At 75.8% G+C, this 20,261-nt stretch carries 16 protein-coding genes; 6 read left to right on the plus strand and 10 right to left on the minus strand.

Annotated elements, in window-relative coordinates; genetic code table 11:
• Positions 1-149: 149 nt before the first annotated feature.
• The 9 genes from D5H75_RS00950 to D5H75_RS00995 form a co-directional block, all read right to left on the minus strand.
• Positions 150-1,508: a UbiD family decarboxylase gene (locus D5H75_RS00950; protein ID WP_202637706.1), complete on the minus strand. Its 1,359-nt coding sequence runs from the start codon at positions 1,506-1,508 to the stop codon at positions 150-152.
• Positions 1,505-2,086 (minus strand): UbiX family flavin prenyltransferase, encoded by a 582-nt coding sequence (locus D5H75_RS00955; protein WP_119924387.1) that lies wholly within the window; start codon positions 2,084-2,086, stop codon positions 1,505-1,507. The genes D5H75_RS00950 and D5H75_RS00955 overlap by 4 nt, the downstream gene beginning before the upstream one ends.
• The gene (locus D5H75_RS00960) at positions 2,083-3,402 is read right to left on the minus strand and encodes a nucleobase:cation symporter-2 family protein (RefSeq protein ID WP_147425025.1); all 1,320 of its coding nucleotides are present in this window, start codon (positions 3,400-3,402) and stop codon (positions 2,083-2,085) included. The genes D5H75_RS00955 and D5H75_RS00960 overlap by 4 nt, the downstream gene beginning before the upstream one ends.
• Before the next feature lie 174 nt (positions 3,403-3,576).
• Positions 3,577-4,506, minus strand: coding sequence for an amidohydrolase family protein (locus tag D5H75_RS00965; protein ID WP_119924389.1), 930 nt, complete (start codon positions 4,504-4,506; stop codon positions 3,577-3,579).
• 86 nt (positions 4,507-4,592) lie between these two features.
• On the minus strand, positions 4,593-6,887 hold the full coding sequence (pucD, locus tag D5H75_RS00970; protein ID WP_119924390.1) for a xanthine dehydrogenase subunit D: 2,295 nt from the start codon (positions 6,885-6,887) through the stop codon (positions 4,593-4,595).
• Positions 6,888-7,300: 413 nt separating this feature from the next.
• Positions 7,301-8,014, minus strand: coding sequence for a GntR family transcriptional regulator (locus tag D5H75_RS00980; protein ID WP_119924391.1), 714 nt, complete (start codon positions 8,012-8,014; stop codon positions 7,301-7,303).
• A gap of 102 nt (positions 8,015-8,116) precedes the next feature.
• Positions 8,117-9,478: an amidohydrolase family protein gene (locus D5H75_RS00985; RefSeq protein ID WP_119924392.1), complete on the minus strand. Its 1,362-nt coding sequence runs from the start codon at positions 9,476-9,478 to the stop codon at positions 8,117-8,119.
• Between the two features lie 43 nt (positions 9,479-9,521).
• A complete protein-coding gene (locus tag D5H75_RS00990; RefSeq protein WP_119924393.1) occupies positions 9,522-10,844 on the minus strand; it encodes a nucleobase:cation symporter-2 family protein in 1,323 nt (440 codons plus the stop codon).
• Between the two features lie 156 nt (positions 10,845-11,000).
• Positions 11,001-11,270 (minus strand): helix-turn-helix transcriptional regulator, encoded by a 270-nt coding sequence (locus tag D5H75_RS00995; protein ID WP_119924394.1) that lies wholly within the window; start codon positions 11,268-11,270, stop codon positions 11,001-11,003.
• An 85-nt stretch (positions 11,271-11,355) separates the two neighbouring features.
• On the opposite strand from D5H75_RS00995, the gene map reads away from it, so the two are divergent.
• From map to D5H75_RS01025, 6 genes are all read left to right on the plus strand, one after another.
• Entirely contained in the window at positions 11,356-12,147 is a 792-nt protein-coding gene (map, locus tag D5H75_RS01000) for a type I methionyl aminopeptidase (RefSeq protein WP_119924395.1), read from the plus strand.
• A gap of 435 nt (positions 12,148-12,582) precedes the next feature.
• Entirely contained in the window at positions 12,583-13,626 is a 1,044-nt protein-coding gene (locus D5H75_RS01005) for a FecCD family ABC transporter permease (RefSeq protein ID WP_202637707.1), read from the plus strand.
• Positions 13,602-14,396 (plus strand): ABC transporter ATP-binding protein, encoded by a 795-nt coding sequence (locus tag D5H75_RS01010; RefSeq protein ID WP_119924397.1) that lies wholly within the window; start codon positions 13,602-13,604, stop codon positions 14,394-14,396. The genes D5H75_RS01005 and D5H75_RS01010 overlap by 25 nt, the downstream gene beginning before the upstream one ends.
• Positions 14,393-15,382 carry an ABC transporter substrate-binding protein gene (locus tag D5H75_RS01015; RefSeq protein WP_119924398.1) on the plus strand — a complete coding sequence of 330 codons (990 nt, stop codon included), beginning with the start codon at positions 14,393-14,395 and terminating at the stop codon, positions 15,380-15,382. Before D5H75_RS01010 ends, D5H75_RS01015 begins: the two co-directional genes overlap by 4 nt.
• Positions 15,379-17,145: an ATP-binding cassette domain-containing protein gene (locus tag D5H75_RS01020; RefSeq protein WP_119924399.1), complete on the plus strand. Its 1,767-nt coding sequence runs from the start codon at positions 15,379-15,381 to the stop codon at positions 17,143-17,145. The genes D5H75_RS01015 and D5H75_RS01020 overlap by 4 nt, the downstream gene beginning before the upstream one ends.
• A complete protein-coding gene (locus D5H75_RS01025; RefSeq protein ID WP_119924400.1) occupies positions 17,142-19,049 on the plus strand; it encodes an ABC transporter ATP-binding protein in 1,908 nt (635 codons plus the stop codon). Before D5H75_RS01020 ends, D5H75_RS01025 begins: the two co-directional genes overlap by 4 nt.
• A gap of 144 nt (positions 19,050-19,193) precedes the next feature.
• Here the strand turns inward: D5H75_RS01025 and D5H75_RS01030 are convergent, their stop codons facing one another.
• Positions 19,194-20,153: a MerR family transcriptional regulator gene (locus D5H75_RS01030; protein ID WP_119924401.1), complete on the minus strand. Its 960-nt coding sequence runs from the start codon at positions 20,151-20,153 to the stop codon at positions 19,194-19,196.
• Between the last annotated feature and the right edge of the window lie 108 nt (positions 20,154-20,261).

Consider the following 20,261-nt stretch of genomic DNA (forward strand, 5'->3'; position numbering starts at 1 on the left):
CGACTCCCCCGCAGGCGTCCGCCCCGCTCACGCCGTACGGCATCGCCCGCCGCCCACCCCGGCCACGCCGTACGGCATCGCCCCTCCGCTCACCCCGCCCGCCGTACGGCATCGCACCGCCGTACGGCGGGATCGCCGCGGGCGGAGGGTCACAGCGTCTGGAGGAGGGAGCGGGCGCGGGCGATCGCCGAGGGCGAGAGGCGGATGGGGTCGCCTTCGAAGCCCGGCGGGCGGGTGGCGTCCAGGGCCATGCGGGAGGTGGTGCCGTCGGGGCCGGCGGAGGGGTCGAGGGGGCTGCCGGGGAGGCCGTCGACGACGAACAGGTCGCGGTGGGGCTGGAAGTGGGCGGCCAGGGCCCACAGGACCGCGCGGTCGTCGGTGACGTCCACGTCCTCGTCCACGGCGATCACGGTCTTGAGGTAGGGGTCCCAGCCGAGGAGGCCCAGCATGACCTGGCGGGCCTGGCCGGGGCGGTGCCCGCGCAGGGCGACGTAGGCGTGGAAGTGGGTGCCCGAGGCCGGGTAGTGCAGGGCGGTCACGTCGGGGAAGCGGGTCCTGAGCTGCTCGGCCATCTCCGACTCGCGAGGGACGCGGGCGAGGTTGAGGTGCTCGGCGGAGTTCCCGGCGACGACGTCCAGGAGCAGCGCCCCGCGGCGGCGGCAGATGGCGTCCACGCGCAGGACGTTGTTGGTGGAGCGGTGGGAGGAGTAGCCGGAGAACTCGCCGAAGGGCCCCTCGGGCGCGCGGGCGGCGGGGTCGATCACGCCCTCGATGACGAAGTCGGCGGTGGCCGGGACCCGAATGCCGTGCACGGGGGTGCGGACCACGTCCAGCGGCGCCCCGAACAGGCCGCCGGCGATGTCGCGCTCGTCCACGCCGGGGCCGACCCGGGCGGAGGCCGCGAGCATGAACAGCGGGTGCCCGCCCAGCACCATCGCGACCGGCAGCGGCCGCCCCAGCTCGGCGGCGCGGCCGAGCAGCCGCCACAGGTCGCCGCGCGAGTGCAGGCTGAGGGCCAGCTCGCGCGGGGAGTGGGGGGTGGCGCGGTGGTAGCTGAGGTTGCCCGCTTCCCCGTCCGGGTCCTCGGCCACGACGATCCCGCTGGTGATGTAGCGCCCGAGGTCGGAGGCGAAGTGGCGGATCATCGGCACCGCCGCCAGGTCCGCCGCGTCGCCGGTGGCGACCTCGTCCAGGGCCGGGCCGTACGGCAGGAGCCGCGGCGGGGTGGCCGCGCGCGCCCGGGCCTGGTAGGCGGCGTGCAGCCCGGCGGGGGTCGTGCCGAAGAGTGAGGCGATGCGGTCGCGGGAGGCGAAGACGTTGGTGACCAGCTCCACCCCGAGGCCGGTCACCTTGGGGCAGCAGATGAGCGGCTCGCGGCCCCGGGCGGCCAGTTCGGCGGCGAGCGCGGTCACCTCCTCCTCGGCGGAGATCTCCTCGTCCACCACGAGGACGTCGCCGGGGTTGGCCTCGCCGTACTCGCAGAGGAAGACGTGCAGGTCCTGGTTCACGCGTGCTCCGTTTCCGGGCCCGTCCACCGCCGGAACAGGTCGTGCGCGATCCCGAACTGGTCGAGCACCTTGCCGACGGTGTGGGCGATCAGGTCGTCGATGGTGCGGGGGCGGGTGTAGAAGCCGGGGACCGGGGGCAGGACGGTGGCCCCGGCCTCGGTGACGGCGGTCATGTTGCGCAGGTGGATCAGGCCGAGCGGGGTCTCCCGGGTCACCAGGACGAGCCGCCGCCGTTCCTTGAGGGTGACGTCGGCGGCGCGGCTGAGCAGGTCGTCGGTGTAGCCGTGGGCGATGGCGGCCAGGGTCTTCATCGAGCACGGCACGACCGCCATCCCGAGCGTGGGGAACGACCCCGAGGCCACGGCCGCGGCCAGGTCGCGGGCGTCGTGGACGACGTCGGCCAGCGCGCACACCTCGTCCGGGTCCCGGCGGGCCTCCAGCTCGATGGTGCGCCGCGCCCCGGCGGACACGATCAGGTGGGTCTCCACGGCGCCCAGCTTGCGCAGGGCCTCCAGCAGGGCGATGCCGTACTGCGGGGCGCTGGACCCCGACACGCCCACGACCAGGCGGTCCGTCATGAGGACCCCTCTCCGACTCGTTCCCGCCGCCGCGACGGCAGGTGGTGGAACAGCAGGTTGAGCAGCAGCGCGGTGACCGTCCCGGCGGCGACCCCGCCGTCGAGGAACAGCCGCGCGCCGGCCGGCAGCGCGCCGTACGCCCCGGGCAGGGCCATCGGGATCAGCCCGACGGCGAGCGAGACGGCGACGATCACCAGGTTGGGGGTGTCGCGCGGCACGGCGGCGAGCATGCGGACGCCGATCACGGCGACCGTGGCGAACATGGCCAGGGTGGCGCCGCCCAGGACGGGCTCGGGGACGGCGGCCACGACCCGGCCGAACACCGGGAACAGGCTGAGCAGGATCAGCATGACCCCGGCGGCGGCGGTGACGTACCGGCTGCGCACCCGGGTGAGGGTGACGACGCCGATGTTCTGGGTGAAGGTGATGTAGACGAACGACTGCACGACGCCGCCGAGCGCGGTGATCAGCCCGTCGGCGCGGAGCGCGGCGCCGATCTCGCGCGGCCCGGCGGGCCGGTCCACGGCCTCCCCGACGGCCGTCACCTGCCCGGCGGTCTCCACCATCAGCACGAACTGGATGACGACCAGGGACAGGCAGGCCACCGGGTCGATGGCCGGGAGCCCGAAGTGGAACGGCTCGGGCGCCTGGACCAGGGGGCCGTGGCCCACCGCGCCGAAGTCCGCCTGCCCGGTGACCACCGCGGCCAGCGTCACCAGGGCCATCGCCAGGAGGATCGCGAGCTGCCCGAGCGGCGCGGGCAGGAAGCGGTACAGCAGCACGACCACCAGCAGCGTCAGCAGCCCGAGCCCGACGCCCGGCAGCGCGCCGAACCCCGGCTCGCCCGGTTTCCCCCCGAAGACCAGCCGGGCGCCCGCCGGGACCAGCGTGATCCCGATCAGCGTGATCGTGGTGCCGACGACCACCGGCGGGAAGAACCGCAGCAGCCGCCCGAACACCGGCGAGAAGGCGACCATGAACAGCCCCGCCACCAGCACGGACCCGTACATCACGGGCAGCCCGTGCTGGGAGCCGATCAGCACCATGGGGACGACGCCGTTATAGGCCGCGCCGATCACCAGCGGCAGCCGGGCGCCGATCCGCCAGATCCCGAGCGACTGGAGCAGCGTGCCCACGCCGCACAGGAGCAGGTCGGCGGCGACCAGGTAGACGACGTCGCGGGCCGGGAGGCCGAGCCCGGCCGCGACGATGAACGGGACGGCGACGGTGCTCGCGTACATGACGAGCACGTGCTGCGCGCCGAGCGGGACGAGCCGGGCCGGGCGCGGGACCTCGTCGACGGGATGCCTTTCCACGGCGGCCTCCAAAGCGCCATGGCGGAGCCGCGGCTCCTGCGGGTGGGACCCCCGGTTCGGCCCGTACGGCGGGGCGGGGCCGCCGGCGCCGCGAGGGCGGGCCGGGCCCGGTACGGCTCCCGCCGGGGCGGGCGGGAGCCGTACCGGACGGGCCGCGCCCGCCGTACGGGGACGTCAGGAGGCGGGGACCGGGTCGACCGTCGCGTAGGTGTCGAGCAGCCGGGCCTGGGCCTCCTCCATCGTGCGCGGCGGCGGCGTCGGCTTCAGGCCGAGCAGCTTGGCCATGTTGTTGCCGAGGTACCCCTCCAGGTCCTCCTCCGACAGGTTCATGCCCTGCGGCGGCGGCCCGCACAGGACCTCCAGTTCCCGCGCCCACATGCCCGGCTCGTTCGGCGGCGAGTCGGTGCCGAACACGAGCTGGTGCCGTTCCATCTGCTGGGCGAACTCCACGATGCGGGACTGGAGCAGCCAGCCGGACTCGCCGTACACGTTGGGGCTGTCGAGGATCATGTAGAGCGCCTCGAAGCAGTAGACCCCGCCGGTCTGCACGCCGAAGTGGGCGAGGATGAAGTTGACGTCCCGGAACTCCCGGATGATCGGGTAGAACTGCGTCGGGATGGAGTACGGCCCGTCGCCGGTGTGGATGAGGACGACCACGCCCAGCTCGTCGCACACCCGCAGCACCGGCCGCAGCCAGTCCAGCGCCCGGTCCGGCCGGTAGGCGTGCATGTTGGCGTGGAGCTTCATCATCTTGTAGCCGTATTCCTTGACGTGGAACTCCAGCTCCTTGGCCCCGTTCTCGGGCCCGAAGCGGGGGTTGTACATGAAGTTGCCGATGAACCGGTCCGGGTACCGCTGGACCAGCTCGGTGATGTACGCCATGTACTTGCGGATGCCTTCGCGGCCGCCGGGCATGCCGTCCTGCCAGACGCTGTTGCCGGGCGGCGGCATGATGCAGCCGTAGTCGATCCGGCGCGGCTTGCCGTTGATCATGTAGGGGCCGTTCATCATCTCGATCGTGCGCTCGCCGGTGAACGGCTCGCCGTCGTGCCGCCAGGCCTGGTCCACGATGTTGGTCGGATGCATGTGGGTGTCGATGATCATGGTGTCGCCTTTCTCACGCCTCGTTCGTGCGGTGGGTGACGCGCCTCGCCGGTCCGCCCGCGCGGCGGCGCGGGGACCGGCGGATGTCAGGTCGTGCCGGGCCTCACCTCCTCGGCCCGGCCCGCGATGTGCTCGGGCCGGACGGGGACGCGGGGCAGGTCGAGGCCGGTCGCGTTCCGCAGCGCGTTGGCGACGGCCGGCGTGGACGACAGGCTGGGCGGCTCGCCCACCCCGTTCACGCCGTACGGGGAGTCGGGGTGCGGCAGGTGCAGCAGGTCCATGCGCACCGGCGGCATGTCGAGGATCGTGGGGATCAGGTAGTCGGTGAAGGAGGGGTTGAGCACCCGCCCGTCCTCGACCCGCATCTCCTCCATCAGCGCCAGGCCGAGGCCCTGGGCGGTGCCGCCCTCGATCTGGCCCTCGACGGCGAGCGGGTTGATCGCGGTGCCGACGTCCTGGGCGGTGGCCATCTCGACGACGCGCACCAGCCCCAGCTCGACGTCCACGTCCACCACGGCTCGGTGGGCGGCGAACGCGAACGCCACGTGCGCGTCGCCCTGCCCGGTCTCGGGGTCGATGCCGGTGGTGGGCCGGTGGCGGTACTCGTGCTCGGCGGTGATCTCCCCGCCGGCCAGCGCCTCCTCCAGCTCCAGGGCCACCTCGCCGGTGTCCGCGCGCACGATCGCGCCGCCGTCGAGCGCGAGGGCTCCGGCGGGGGTCCCGAGCAGCGCGGCGGCCCGGCCGAGGACCCGTTCGCGCACGGCCGCGCAGGCTCCCCGCACGGCCCCGCCGGTCATCCAGGTCTGGCGGGAAGCCGAGGAGGACCCGGCGTCGCCGGCGCCGGTGTCGGCCCCGAGCACCTCGACGCGCTCGACGCCCAGCTCGGTGCGGGCGATCTGGGCCTGGACGGTCACGATGCCCTGGCCGCACTCGGCGGCGGCGCTGCGCACCCGCGCGACGGGCCCGCCGGCGTCCACCGCCAGGGTCACCCGCGCGACGGAGCCGTCGTCCACGCCGCCGGAGTACCCGATCGCCTTGACCCCGACGGCGTAGCCCACGCCCCGCCGTACCGACTCGCCCCGGGTCGCGTTGCCGACCCCGCCGGGCATGGCCCGCGGGTCGTACGGCTCGCGCGGCGGCAGCGGCCGCGCGGCCAGGCGGCGCAGCAGCTCGGCCACCGGGGCGGGGCCGTCCACGGCCTGGCCGGTGGGCAGGATCGTCCCGGGCCGCATGGCGTTGCGGATCCGCAGGTCCAGCGGGTCCGCGCCGAGCGCCGCGGCGAGCCGGTCCAGGTTGGACTCGACGCCGTAGCAGGACTGCACGGCGCCGAAGCCGCGCATGGCCCCGCAGGGCGGGTTGTTGGTGAAGACCGTGTACCCGTCGATCGCGGCGGCGGGCACCTCGTAGGCCCCGGCGGCGAAGTAGCAGGCGTTGGCGATGACGACCGGCGAGGTCGAGGTGTAGGCGCCGCCGTCGAGGAGCAGCCGGGCGGTGACGTAGGCGATCCGGCCGTCGCGGGTGGCGCCGTGCTCGATCCGCAGCCGGGCCGGGTGCCGGTGGACGTGCCCGAGGAAGGACTCCTCCCGGCCGTAGGACATGGCGACCGGGCGGCCCGTGCGCAGTGCCAGCAGGCAGGCGTGGACGTGCACGGACAGGTCCTCCCGGCCGCCGAACGCGCCGCCGACCCCGGCCAGGACCAGCCGCACGCGCTCCTCGGGCAGCCCGAGGCAGGCGGCCACCTGCCGCCGGTCGGTGTGCAGCCACTGGCTGGAGACGTGCAGCTCCACTCCCCCGTCCGGCAGCGGCACGGCCAGGCCCGACTCGGGGCCGAGGAAGGCCTGGTCCTGCATCCCCACCTCGTACTCGCCCGCCACGACCACCTCGGCGCGCTCGCGGGCGGCGGCCAGGTCGCCGTGCCGGATGCGCACGTGCCGCACCAGGGATCCGGCGGCGAGCGCGGCCTCGGGGTCGGTGAGCGGGGCGAGCGGCTCGTACTCGGCCCTGATCAGGCGCAGCGCCCGGCGGGCGGTCTCGGGGTGGTCGGCGGCCACGACCGCGACGGGCTCACCGTGGTGGCGGACGACGCCGGTGGCGAGCACCGGCTGGTCGCTGACCTTCATCCCGTAGGTGCGGCTGCCGGGCACGTCCTCGCCGGTCAGGACCGCGTGGACACCGGGCAGGGCCAGCGCGGGCGTCACGTCCAGGCGGCGGATCAGCGCGTGCGGGTGGGGGCTGCGCAGGGTGGCGCCCCAGAGCATGCCGTCGCGGCGCAGGTCGGAGGAGTAGGCGAACCGCCCGGTCACCTTGGCGCGGCCGTCGGGGCGGGGCGCGCTCGCCCCGACCCCCTGGGCCGTGCCCCGGGCCGTCCGCCGGGTCGTCATCGTGCTCACGCGGAACCGTCCTCCCTCGTCTGCGTCACCGGGCCGGCCCGGGTCCCGGCGCGGGCGCGCGGCGGGCGGGGCCGATGGCTGCGGGTGGGGTGGCGGCCGCCTACTCGCCGCGCGGATCAGGAGGTACGGCTTGCGCGGCCCGGCCCTGTGCCGGGGCGCGCGATCTTCGGCTCGCGGGACCGGGGACGGCCCGGACGCGGAGTTGGGTCTCCGGCCGGGGCCGGTCCGGTTCGTCCGGAGCCGGTGGAGTCGCTGGAATCGGTGGAATCGGTGGAATCGGTGGAATCGGTGGAATCGGTGGAATCGGTGGAATCGGTGGAATCGGTGGAATCGGTGGAATCGGTGGAACTGTCGTGGACGGGGTGGAGATCTCGGGGTCGCCGGGCGGGGCCGGGCGACCGGGGTCAGGAGGGGCGGACGGGCCCGGTGTCCTCCGCCGCCTGGAGCTCGGCCGCCTGGGACAGGCGGACGCGCAGGCGGGCGACGTGGGCGCGGGCGGCGCGCTCGGCCTCGGCCGGGTCGCCGGCGGCCATGGCGTCGTAGATGCGGCGGTGCTCCTCCACGGCCAGCGCCGGGGCGTGGGGGTGCCGCCACAGGGAGTGCAGGGCCAGGTGGGCCTTGCCCTCGATCTGGTCGAGGATCGCGATCAGGTGCGGGTTGCCGCTGAGGCGGCGGATCAGCCGGTGGAAGCGCATGTCCTGCCGGACGTGCGCGCCCTCCCCGCCGCCGGCGGTGGCGACCTCCTCGTGCTCGGCCAGGACCGCGTCCAGCTCCGCCAGGTCCGACACGTCCAGCCGCTCGGTGGCCAGCCGCGCGGCCAGGCCCTCCAGTTCCTCGCGCACGAGGTAGAGGTGGCGCAGGTCGGCGACGTCCACCCGGCTCACCTCGGCGCCCCGGTGGGGCACGTGGGTGGCGAGCCCGTCGTGGATGAGCCGCTGCACGGCCTCGCGGACGGGGCTGCGGCTGACGTTGAGCTGCTCGGCCAGCGCCGGGACGCTGAGCGGCGTGCCCGGCTTCAGCCGGTTCTCCAGGATCGAGGCGCGCAGTTCGGCGTAGGCCCGGTCGGCCAGCAGCGCGCCCGGCGGGATGCGGTTCACCAGCTCGTAGGTCGTGGTCATGTCCGTCCTCGATCGGCTCACCGCCAGATTACATGTAATGTGCAATCTCGCCTACCCCCTTTCCGGGCGGAATCCGGCGGTGAGCCGTACGGGCGGTTCCGGTCAGGCGCGGGCGCGGGGGCAGGCCAGGTCGGGCACGAGGCGGGCGGGGTCGGGGGCGGCGGCCGCCACCCGCGCGATCAGGTCCTTCTCGTCGATCCGGGTGTGCCTGCCGCCGGCGACGAGCACCTCCCCCGCCACCAGGACCGTGTCCACGGCGCCCGCCCGCCCGCTGGTGAGCAGCGTGGCGCCGGGGTCGAGCACGGGCACGCACGCCAGGTCGCGGTCGAAGCGCAGCAGCGCCAGGTCCGCCTGCGCGCCGGGCACGACGCCGCGCGGGCGGTCCTCCAGCCCGGCGGCCGCGTTGGCCCCGGTCGAGGCGATCGCGAACATCTCGGCGAACCCCAGCAGGTCGGCGCGGCGGTGCGCGGCCCGCTGGAGGTAGGCCCCCATCCGCATGGCCTCCAGCATGTCCTGGGTGTCGTTGCTGGCCGCCCCGTCCACGCCCAGGCCCACGCGGATGCCGGCGGCCAGCATCTCCGGCACCGGGGCGATCCCGCTGCCCAGGCGCATGTTGCTGAGCGGGTTGTAGGAGACGGCAACGCCGTGCTCGGCCAGGGCGCGGCGCCCGGCCTCGTCGAGTTCGCAGCAGTGCACCGCGATCAGCCCGGGCCACAGGAACCCGGCCCGCGCCAGGTACTCCACCGCCCCGGCGCCCGCGTGCTCGCGGCACATCCGCTCGTCGGTGCCGGTCTCCAGCAGGTGGATGCTGACCGGCATCGCGTGCTCCTCGGCGAACTCCCGCACCCGGCGCAGGCCGTACGGCGTGAGCGAACGCGGGTTGGGCACGGCCAGGCCGATCGTGATCCGGCCGCCGGGCGGGTGGCGGGAGGCCAGCGCGGCCGCGTGGGCCAGGGCGTCCTCCAGGGGCTCCATCAGCCGCGGCTCGAAGCCCCACCTGCGGGTGGGGTCGGGCCGGTCGGCGACGCCGCGGCACACCACGGCGCGCACGCCGGCCTCCTCCAGCGCCCGCAGCACCGCGTCGTGCACCTCGCGCGAGGGGTGCGGCCACATGTGCTCGACCAGCGCGGTCGTGCCCGAGCGCAGGGCCTCCACGGCCGCGGCCGTGGCGGCGGTGTGCGCCTGCTCCGGGGTGAGGGCGACGGTGCCCTCGGCGACGTACCGCAGCCAGCGCAGGAGCGGCTCGCCCTCGGCGATCCCGCGCATGATCGACTGGTGCAGGTGGGTGTGGGTGTTGACCAGGCCGGGGACGAGATGCCCGCCGGTGCCGTCGATCACGCGCCCGGTGGCGGGCGCGGCGCCGTGCGGGACCAGCGCGCTCACCCGCCCGGCCTCGACGACGACGTCGGCGCCCGCCCGCCAGCGGCCGTCCGACCACACCGTGGTGTCCCTGATGGTCAGCATCGCGGTCCTTCCTGGTTCGCGCGGGCGCCCCGCCGGGTACGGCTCACGCGGGCTCGGCCGCGGCGCGGCGGGTCTCGTTGAGGAGCAGGTTCAGCAGGAACGCGGCGATGCCGCCGGCCGCGATGCCGCTGCCCAGCACGGTCTGGGCGAACGCCGGGAAGTTCTCGTACAGGTGCGGCGCCCCGACCGGGAGGAAGCCGAGCCCGAACGAGATCGCGATCACCAGCAGGTTGCGCGCGTCGGTCAGGTCGGCCTGGGCCAGGATGCGCAGCCCCACGGCGCCGACCATGCCGAACATCACCACGCCGACTCCACCGAGCACCGGCCCGGGCAGCCCGGCGATCACCGCGCCCAGCTTGGGCAGCAGGCCGAGCAGCACCAGCAGCAGCCCGGCCGCCGCCACGACGTACCGGCTGAGCACCTTGGTCATGCTGACCAGCCCGACGTTCTCGCCGAAGGTGACGATGGTGAAGGAGTTGAAGACGCCGGCGAAGGCGGTGGCCGCGCCGTCCGCGCGCAGCGCCTTGGCGACCTCGGGCGGCCCGACGGGACGGCCGGCGATCTGGCCCATGGCGAGGGTGTCGCCGGCCGACTCGACCATGTTGACGAGCTGCACGATCACCATCGGCAGCACCGCCGACAGGGCGAACGTGGGCCAGCCGAACTCGAACGGGAGCACGAACCCGAACAGCGGCGCGCGCCCGACCTGCGAGAAGTCGGCGATGCCGAGCGGGAGCGCCGCCAGCGTGCCCGCGACCAGCGCGATCAGCACGGCCAGCCGGGCCACGCCGGCGGGCGCGAACCGCTCCAGCAGCAGCACGAGCAGGATCGTCGCCGCCGCCAGCCCGATGTGCCCGGCCTGGGCGTACCCGGGGGCGGCCGGGTCGGGCCCGGCGATCAGCGAGGCGGTCGAGGGGACCAGCGAGAACCCGATGATCGCGATGACCGAGCCGGTCACCACGGGCGGGAAGAACCGCAGCAGCCGGCTGAAGTACGGCGCGGCCAGGAAGGTCAGCAGCCCCGCGACCACGGTGGCGCCGAAGACCGCGGGCAGCCCGCCCTCGCGGCCGACGATGATGCCCGGCCCGATGCCGGTGAACGTGGAGCCCATGAGGATGGGCAGCCGGACGCCGACCTTCCACACGCCGAGGGTCTGCAGCAGCGTGGCGACCCCGCTGACGAACAGGTTGGCGGTGATGAGCACGGCGATCTGGGCGGGGGGCAGCCCGATCCCGCTGCCGATCAGCAGCGGCACGGTCACCATGCCCGAGTACGCGATCAGCACGTGCTGCAGGCTCAGGGGGACGAGGGTCCGGAGACGGGGGACGGAGTCGACGGCGTCAGCGCCGGGCCGGGTCAGGGACATGTGTTCTCCCTCCGTTTCCTACACATTGCATGTAATGTGCGGCCCCGACAACCCTCCATCCCCCATCACCGCGACGAGACGAACGAACAAGCCCGCCGGCGGTCCACGGGAGCGGGGATCGCCGGCGGGCGGACAGGATGCGGGGCGTGGCCGGGGCTAGGAGACGGCTCCGAGGGAGAGGGGGGCGCCGCGCCAGGCGGCGGCGAGGTCCTGGACCGGCAGGTCGAGCGCCTCGCAGAGGCGGACGATCGTGCCGAAGCCGGGGGACGGCAGGCGCCCGGTCTCGATCTTGCGCAGGGTCTCCGGCGAGACGCCGGCCGCGTGCGCGACCTCGGCCAGGTCGCGTCCCGCTCGCGCGTGGCGCAGCAGGGCGCCGAGACGCTTTCCGGCTTCGATCTGCTCAGGGGTGAGCGGTTGGCGGACCATGCCCCCAGGATACGGTTGGTATTACTATACCGGCAAGTGTTAGGGTGACGGTATAGTAATACCAGCACCTTGAGATGAGGCTCACGTGATCGAACTGAAGTCGCCCGCGGAGATCCGGCGCATGCACGTGGCCGGGCGGTTCGTCGCCGAAGTGCTCTCCGAGATCGGGCGGCTCGCCGACGTCGGCGTCAATCTGATGGACCTGGAGCACCACGCGCGCGGCATGATCAAGCGGCGCGGGGCGGAGTCGTGCTACTGGGACTACGCGCCGTCCTTCGGGCGGGGCCCGTTCCGCAACGTCATCTGCCTGTCCGTCAACGACGCCGTCCTGCACGGCCTGCCCCATGACTACACGCTGCGCGACGGGGACGTGCTCACCGCGGACCTCGCGGTCGGCATCGACGGCTGGGTGGCCGATTCGGCGCGCACGATCATCGTGGGCACCCCCGCCGAGGAGGACCTGCGGCTCATCCGCGCCACGGAGGAGGCGCTGGAGGCGGCGATCGAGGCGGCGCGACCGGGCAACCGGCTGGGCGACATCTCGGCGGCCATCGGGGCGGTGGCCCGGGAGTACGGCTACCCGGTCAACACCGAGTTCGGCGGCCACGGCATCGGCCGCACCATGCACGAGGACCTGCACGTCCCCAACAGGGGCCGGGCGGGCCACGGGCTGAAGCTCCGCCCGGGACTGACCCTCGCCCTCGAACCGTGGTTCGCGCGCACGACCGACCGGATCGTCTACGACCCCGACGGCTGGACCATCCGCTCGGCGGACGGCTCCCGCACGGCCCACTCCGAGCACACGGTCGCCGTCACCGAGGACGGCCCCCTGGTCCTCACCCGCCGCGAGACGGAGACCCCGCCCGCCCGCGCGTGACACCTGGGCCGCCCCGGGACGCCGGCCCCCGCCGCCTCTCCCGCAGCCGGGACAGGCGGTCCCACCCCCGGCGCGGCGGCCCCGCCGTACGGGAAGGGCCGGGCCGCCGGGTCGCCGCGCTCCAGCCCGGCCCGGGCCCGGGGCATCGCCCTCAGGTTTCCCGGCGTCACCGCCGATCACTCTCCGTTTCCTTCCGCCGCCCAGAGCCGCCGCGCGCGACATCCGGGCGATTCGTCAGGTAGCGAACGATAACGGTTTTCATTATCCTCATCCTCCTCATGTCGGCTCGACCCGGCCGCGGGCGGCGCCATGCCCGCGTCACGGCCGGGTGACCCCACCTGTCGAGGAAGGCGTCACATCCATGCCCTGGCCCGCACCCCCGCCGTCCACGTCGTGCGCCCCCGCCCCCGCCGGGCCGGCCGGGGTGGTCGCCTCGTGCGGGTAGTCCGGCCCAGGCCCGGGCGCGCCCTCGGCCCCCTGCCGGCCTGGACCGCGGGCGGGCTGGCCGTACTGCTCGCGGCGGTGGGCGGCCTGGCGATCGCGCTCGGGCCGGTCCCGGTCTCCCCGGGCGACGTCGTGAGCGCCCTGGGCGGCCTGCTCGGCCTGCCCGCGGGCGAGGTGGCCGCCCGCGACGCCCTCGTGGTCGGCCAGATCCGGCTGCCGCGCGTGCTGGTCGCGGCGCTGGTCGGCGCGGCGCTGGGCGTGGCGGGCGCGGTGATGCAGGCCCTGTTCGGCAATCCGCTGGCCGAACCGGGGGTGACCGGGGTGTCGGCGGGCGCGGCGGCGGGCGCGGTGCTGGCCATCACCTCCGGGGCGGCGGGCACCGCGGTCGTGCCCGCCGCCGCCTTCGCCGGCGCGCTGGCCACCGTGGCCGTGATCCACGCGATCGGGGCGATGAGCCGCGGGCCGGCCACGGTGCTGCTCGCGGGGATCGCGCTCAACGCGCTGCTCGGGGCGCTGGTGTCCGCGCTGGTGGCCAACGCACCCGACGAGCAGTCGCTGCGCGGCGTCGTCTTCTGGCTGCAGGGGGACCTGGACGCCCGCACCTGGGAGCACGTCCGGCTGGTGCTGTGGCCGGTCCTCGCCGGTGTCGCGGTCACGCTGGTCTTCTCCCGCGACCTGAACGTCATGCTGCTCGGGGACGACGCCGCCCGCGCCGGCGGCGTGGACGTCACCCGCACCCGGCACGCCCTGCTGCTCCTGGCGTCCCTGCTGACGGGGGTGGCGGTGTCCGTCAGCGGGGTGATCGGGTTCGTCGGGCTGGTCGCCCCGCATGTGATCCGGCTGGCCCTGGGCGCCGACCATCGGCTGCTGCTCCCGGCGAGCGCGCTGCTGGGCGCGGTGTTCCTGGTGCTGGCCGACACCGTGGCGCGGATGACACTCGCCCCGGTGACGCTCCAGACCGGCGTGGTCACCGCGTTCGTCGGCGCCCCGGTGTTCCTGCTGCTGGTGCTGTGGACCCGGCGGAGGACGCGGTGATCGCCGCCGAGGGCCTGCGGGTCGAGGCGGACGGCAGGGCGCTCCTCGACGGCGTCGAGCTGCGCGTGCCCGCCGGGCGGATGCTCGGGCTGGTCGGCCCCAACGGCGCCGGCAAGACCACCCTGCTCCACACGATCGCCGGGCTGCGGCGGCCCGCCGGCGGGCGGGTGACGGTCGAGGGCCGCGCGGCGCACGACCTCCGGCCCCGGGAGCTGGCCCGCGTCATCGCCCACGTGCCGCAGGAGACGGCACTGGCCTTCCCCTTCACCGCCTACGAGGTGACGCTCATGGGACGGCACCCGCGCCTGGGCCGCTTCGCCCTGGAGGGGCCCGCCGACCACCGCGCGGCCGAGCGCGCGATGGCCGCCACCGGCACCGCCCACCTGGCCGGGCGCGACGTGACCACGCTGTCCGGCGGGGAACGCCAGCTCGTGCTCCTGGCCAAGGCCCTCGCGCAGGACACCCCCGTGCTGCTGGCCGACGAGCCGGTCTCCGCCCTGGACCTGCGCCACCAGCTCGGCGTCCTGCGGCTGCTGCGCGACCGCGCCGACGCCGGCCGGACCGTGCTGGTGGTGCTGCACGACCTCAACCTCGCCGCCCGTTACTGCACCGAACTGGCCCTGCTGGCCGGCGGCCGCCTGGTCGCCACCGGCGCGCCGGCGCACGTGCTCACCCCCGCCCACCTGGACGGGGCCTACGGGATACGCGCGATGGTCCGCCCCGACGACCTCACCGGATCCCTCACCGTCACCGCATTGGAGAACCCGTGAACCACCTCCTCACCAGGCTGTGCGCGGCCGTGCTCGGCCTGGGCCTGCTCGCCGGCTGCGCCCGGGACGCCACCGGGGGCCCGCCCGCCCCCGCCCCGGCGGCGGCGTCCTACCCGCGTACGGTCCAGGTGCCCGGCGACCCGGCGGGCCCGGTGACCATCCCGCGCCGGCCCCAGCGCATCGCCGCGCTCTCGGCGGACGTGGCGGAGGCCGCCGTGGAACTGGCCGGCGCCGGGCGCCTGATCGCCGTCCCCGCCTCGGCCGCCAACCCCTCGCTGTCCGGCCACGCCCGGGCGATGGCCTCCGTCGCGACCAAGCTGCCCCCGGGCACCGACCCGGACCCCGAGCAGATCATCTCCCTGAACCCCGACCTGATCCTGATCACCACCCGGCACGGCGGGGAGCGGGACGCCCGGGCCACCCTCGCCCGGGCCGGCATCCCGATGATCGCCATCGGCAACAACTGGGGCACCCTGGAGGAGGTCCAGCGGAACCTGACCCTCCTCGGCACGGCGCTGGGCGCCGAGGCGAAGGCCGCCGAGCTGGTGGCGGGGCTCGACCGGCGGGCGCGCGGCGTCGCCGAGAAGATCGGGCGCGTCGCCGCCAGGCCGGGCGTGGCGATCCTGTCCAACCAGGCCGGCCGGCCGTTCATCAACGCCGCCGACGTGCTGACCTCCGATCTGGTCAGGCGGGCGGGCGGCGAGCCGGTGGCCGCCCGGATCGGGCTCCGCGCCACCGCGCCGGTCACCGCCGAGCAGCTCATCGCCGCGCGCCCGGACGCGATCCTGCTGGTGGACGTCACGGGCAAGGGCCGCGCCTCGTTCGAGTCCGTCCTGGGGAACCCCGCCGTGGCCGGCCTGCCCGCGGTCCGCGACGGCCGCGTCAAGCTGCTGCCGGCGCGGATCTCCTACGGGACCGGAGGGGCGGGCATCGCCGACGGGCTCGACGAGATCGCCCGCTGGCTGCACCCCGGATCGTTCCGGTGACCCGCGCGGCGGGCGCCGCGCCCCGGCTGGAGGTGCCGGTGCGGCGCCACGTCCTGGCCGCGCTGGGCTGCGGCTGGCTGACGGCGGCGGGCCTGGGCGTGTGCCATGTGGGCACGGGCCGCCTCATCGACGACATCGCGGGGACCGGGCGGCCCTGGCAGGCGGCGGCCCTGATGGGATCGGGGATCGCCCTGGCGGCGGCCGGGGTCCTCGGCCAGGGTCTCGCGAACGGGCGCGGGGAGGCCGCCGCCGAGGCCGCCGTGCGCGCGCGCATCCACCGGTTCGTCCTCGCGGGCGGCGCGCGCGGAGAGCCCGCCGGGGCCGGTGGTCCCGTCGCCGGCGGCCTGGCCTCGCTGGCCACCGACGGGGCCGCCAAGGTCGCCGCCTGGCGCGGCGGGTTCCTCGGCGCGCTCGTCTCCTCGGCCACCACCCCGCTGGTCGTGGTGGCGATCGTCGCGTGGCTCGCCGGCACGGCGGCGGCGCTGACGCTGCTGGCGGTCGTGGTGACCGTGCCGCCGGTGATCGGCGGGTTCCTGCGGCTGTCCCGCGCCTCCTCCAACGGCCACCAGGCCCGCTCCCGGCGGCTGGCCGCGCACTTCCTGGAATCCGTGCGGGGGCTCCGGCTGCTCACGCTGCTGGGCGCGGCCGAACGGCGATCGCGGCTGCTGGCCGCCGAGAGCGAGCGGCAGCGGCGGGCCACCATGCGCCTGCTGGCCGGCAACCAGGTGGTCCTGCTCGTCACCGACGTGGTGTTCCACGGCGGGCTGATCGGCGCGGGCGCCGCCCTGGCCCTGTCCCGGCACGCGTCGGGCGCGATCTCCGCCGGCACGGCCGTCGCCCTGGTGCTGATCTCGGTGCTGCTGACCGAGCCGATCGGCGTCATGGGCCGGTTCTTCTACATCGCCATGACGGGCCGGGCCGCGGGCCGCCAGATCCTCGGCGTCCTGTCCGGCGGCCGTACGGCCGCCGCGCCCGGCGCTGCCGTGCCGGCGGCGCACGCGGCCGGTGGCCGTACCCCGGCGGACCCGGCCCGGCGTACGGCATCCGGGGCGGCGGCCGGGCGGGCCGCGCCTGCGGCGGGCGGGAGCGCCGCCGCGCGCGGGGCGGACTCGCGCGAGGGCGGCGGTACCGCGATCGAGCTGGTGGAGGTCACGGCCGGGCACGGGGACGGCCCGGCCGTGCTGGAGGGGATCACGCTGCGCGTCGGCCGCGGCGAGATGGTGGCGCTGGCGGGCCCCTCGGGCGCGGGCAAGTCCACGCTGCTGTCGGTGGTGGCCGGCGAACTGACCCCGCGGAGCGGGACGGTCCGGCTGCCGGGCCCCGGCGGCGGCGCGGCGCGGGCCGCGCTCGTGCCCCAGCGGCCGTGGCTGTTCACCGGCACCGTCGCGGGCAACCTGCGGCTGGCCGACCCGGCGGCGAGTGAGCGGCGGCTGTGGGAGGTCCTGGAGCGGGCGCGGCTGGCGGAGGAGGTGCGCGCCATGCCCGGCGGCCTCGGCGCGCGTGTCGGGGACGAGGGCCTGACCCTCTCCGGCGGCCAGGCGCAGCGGCTGGCGCTGGCCCGCGCGCTGCTCCTCGACGCCTGCGTCCTGCTGCTGGACGAGCCGACCAGCCACATCGACCCGCGCGCCGAAGAGCTGATCATCGAGTCCCTGCGGCGGCTGCGCGGCGAGCGGACGATCCTCGTCGCCACCCACTCGGCGGCCCTGCGGCGGGCCGCGGACCGGGTCGTGGCGGTCACCGGCGCACCGGCGGTGACCGCGTGATCCGCAGGCTGGCCGCGTTCGCCCGGCCCTTCTCGGCGTGGCTGGCGGCCTCGGCCGCGCTGCGCGTGCTGCACCTGGCCCTGGGGATCGCGATCCTGACGGTCGCGGCGCGCGCGCTCGCCGCCGGCGCGGACGCCGTCGCGACGGCCGGGACGATCGTCGTACTCGCCGCCGCCAAGGGCACCGCCCACTACGGGGAGCAGTACCTCGGCCACCGCGTGGCCTTCACCGTGCTGGCGCGGCTGCGGACCGACTTCTTCGACGCCCTCGCGCGGCAGGCGCCCGGGGTGCTCCACCGGCACCGTTCCGGCGATCTGGCCGCCCGGGCCACGGCCGACGTCAACCGGGTCGAGGTGTTCTACGCGCACACGATCGCGCCCGCTCTCGCCGCCGTCGTCGTCGCGCTCGGATCGGCCGGGTACCTGGCCGCCGCCGCCCACCCGGCCCTGGCGGTGATCTCGCTGGCGGGCGCGGCGGTGTCCGGCCTGGCGGTGCCGCTGCTCGGCCGCCGCCCGGTGCGGCAGGCGGCCCGGCGGCGTCAGGAGACGCGCGGGCTCATCGCGGCCCACGTCGCCGACACCGTCGGCGGGCTGCGGGACCTGGCCCTGCTCGGGGCGGCCGGGCGGTGGGAACGGCGGCTTGGCGCGCTGGAGGAGCGCGCCGCCGGCGACACCCGCGCGCTGGCGGCCCGCCTCGCGATCCGCCGGGCCGCGAACACCGCCGTCCTGGCGGCCACCGTGTCCGCCGTCGCGGTCGCCGGGGCGTGCCTGTGGCGGGACGGGCAGCTCGACCGCCAGTCCTGGTGGGCCGCGATCGCGGTCACGCTGGCCATGGCGCCCGCCCTGACCGCGGTCGAGGCGTTCGCCGGGGAGTCCGGCACCACCGTGGCCGCCGCCCGGCGGATCTTCGAGATCATCGACGTCCCGCGGCCTCGCGTCCCGCCGCCTCCCGCACCGGCGCCTCCCGGGCCGTCTGGTTCCGCCCCGCCTCGTCCCGCTCCCCCGGCGCGCGCGGCCACCACCGGGCCGGCCACCACCACCGGGCCGACCATCATCGGGCCGACCATCATCGGGCCGACCGTCATCGGGCCGACCGTCACCGGTGCGGCCTCGCCCGCGGCCGCCGAACGGCGTGCCGCCGCGGTGTCCGCGCGCGGAGTGGGCTTCGCGTATCCCGGCTCGCCGCCGGTCCTCGCCGGGGTGGACCTCGACCTGCCGCCGGGATCGACCACGGCCGTCCTCGGCGCGACCGGCAGCGGCAAGTCGTCGCTGGGGTACCTGCTGGCCGCCGTCCTGACCCCGACGCACGGCACGATCACCCTCGACGGCGCCGACCTGCGCGACCTCCCCGAGGACCTGATCCGCCGCCGGGTGGCGCTCGCCGACCAGCGGCCGTTCGTCTTCTCGGACACCATCGCCGGGAACCTCCGGCTCGCCGATCCCGGCGCGGATGAGGACCTGCTCTGGCACGTGCTCGAGACCGTGGACCTGGCCGAAGCGGTCCGGGCCCTGCCCGGCCGCCTGCGCACACGGCTCGCCGAGCACGGCGCCGACCTGTCCGGCGGCGAACTGCAGCGCCTGTCCCTCGCCCAGGCGCTGCTCCGGCGCCCCGCGCTGCTGATCTGCGACGAGGTCACCGGCCAGCTCGACGCCGCCACCGAGGCACGCCTCCTGGACCGGCTGCGCCGTGACTCGGCCGGCCGCACCACCGTCTGGATCACCCACCGGCCGGCGACCCTGCGCGCCGTCGACCAGGTCGTCGTGCTCGACGCGGGCCGCGTCACCACCCCCGCAGGCCCGCGCCTCTCCCGCGCCGGCGCCGCCCGCCCCGGGCTCTCCCCCGCCGGCTCCCCCGGCCCCGCGTCCCTCGGCGACACGCCCGGTCCCCGGGGCCCGGCCGGATGAGGGGACGCGCGCGATCCGGCCGCCCGCCCGGCGCGCCCATCCCCCTCACGGGTGGCGGCCGCGGCGGGCCGCCGGAACGGCCCCCGAGGGCGCTCCGGCGCCACGCCCCCCGTGGCGTACGGCCCGGGCGGCGGCCCGCGGCGGCTAGAGCGGGTTGTCCTTCAGCCAGGCGAGGACCTGCTGGGCGTGCTCGTTCGGCGGGAAGACGGGGTAGAACACGTGCTCGATCCGCCCCTCCCGCAGGATGAGGGTGTGGCGCCGGTAGAAGCGCCGCCCGCCGGCGTGGAACGTCGGCAGGCCCAGGGCGTCGGCGAGCCGGAAGCCGGTGTCGGCGAGCATGGCGTACGGCAGGCGCAGTCGTTCCGCCACTCCTCGCAGGTAGGCGGCCTCCTGCAGGGACATCCCGAAGACCCCGGCCGCGCCGGCGCCGATGAGGTCCTCGTAGTGGTCGCGGAAATCGCACGCCTCGGGGGTGCACCCGCGCGCGCCGGGGATGTTGTCCCAGCCGTCGGGCAGGTCGGCGTCCGGGGTGCCGATGAGCGGGAGGACATAGAGCACGTGGCGGCCGTCGCCCAGCGCGTCGAGGCGCACGGTCTCCCCGGTGCTGCTCCTCAGCTCGATCTCCGGCAGCGTCATGCCGGGCAGGTGACCGGCGGCGCCGTCGTCCTCGGGCACCGGCAGTCCGGCGGGGAGGTCGTGGACGTCCGTCATGGTGATCGTCTCCAGGTCATCGTCGGGTTCTCCGGGCATGTTGCGGGCCGCGGCGTCTCGCAGCCGCCGGACCAGCACCGCCCTGCGTTCGGTGAGCGCCTCGATCCACCCGGTCAGCTCGTCGATGACGGCCCGGTAGCCGGCCAGCGACGAGGGGCAGTCGTCGCCGTGCTCGTGGCCGACCTCCAGGCACTCCAGGAACGGGCGCGTGCGTTCCACGGGGATGCCCAGCCGGTTGAGGTCGCGGATCTCGCGAACCCTCCGGACGTCCTCGGCCGAGTAGTCGCGATAGCCGTTGCCGAGCCTGGCGGGGGTGAGGAGGCCGAGCGACTCGTAGTAGCGGATGGCCTTCGTCGTCACTTCCGCGTCGCGGGCGATCTCACTGATCTTCATGGGCGCTCACCCGGCGGACTCTAGACCCTGCCCCCGAGGGCAAGGTCAAGCCCGTGCCCCGGGCGGCCCCGGAGCGAGGCGTTCGCAGCAGGTCAGCGGGGGTGAGCA

It is taken from the genome of Bailinhaonella thermotolerans (assembly GCF_003594875.1).
Taxonomy (GTDB): Bacteria; Actinomycetota; Actinomycetes; order Streptosporangiales; family Streptosporangiaceae; genus Bailinhaonella; species Bailinhaonella thermotolerans.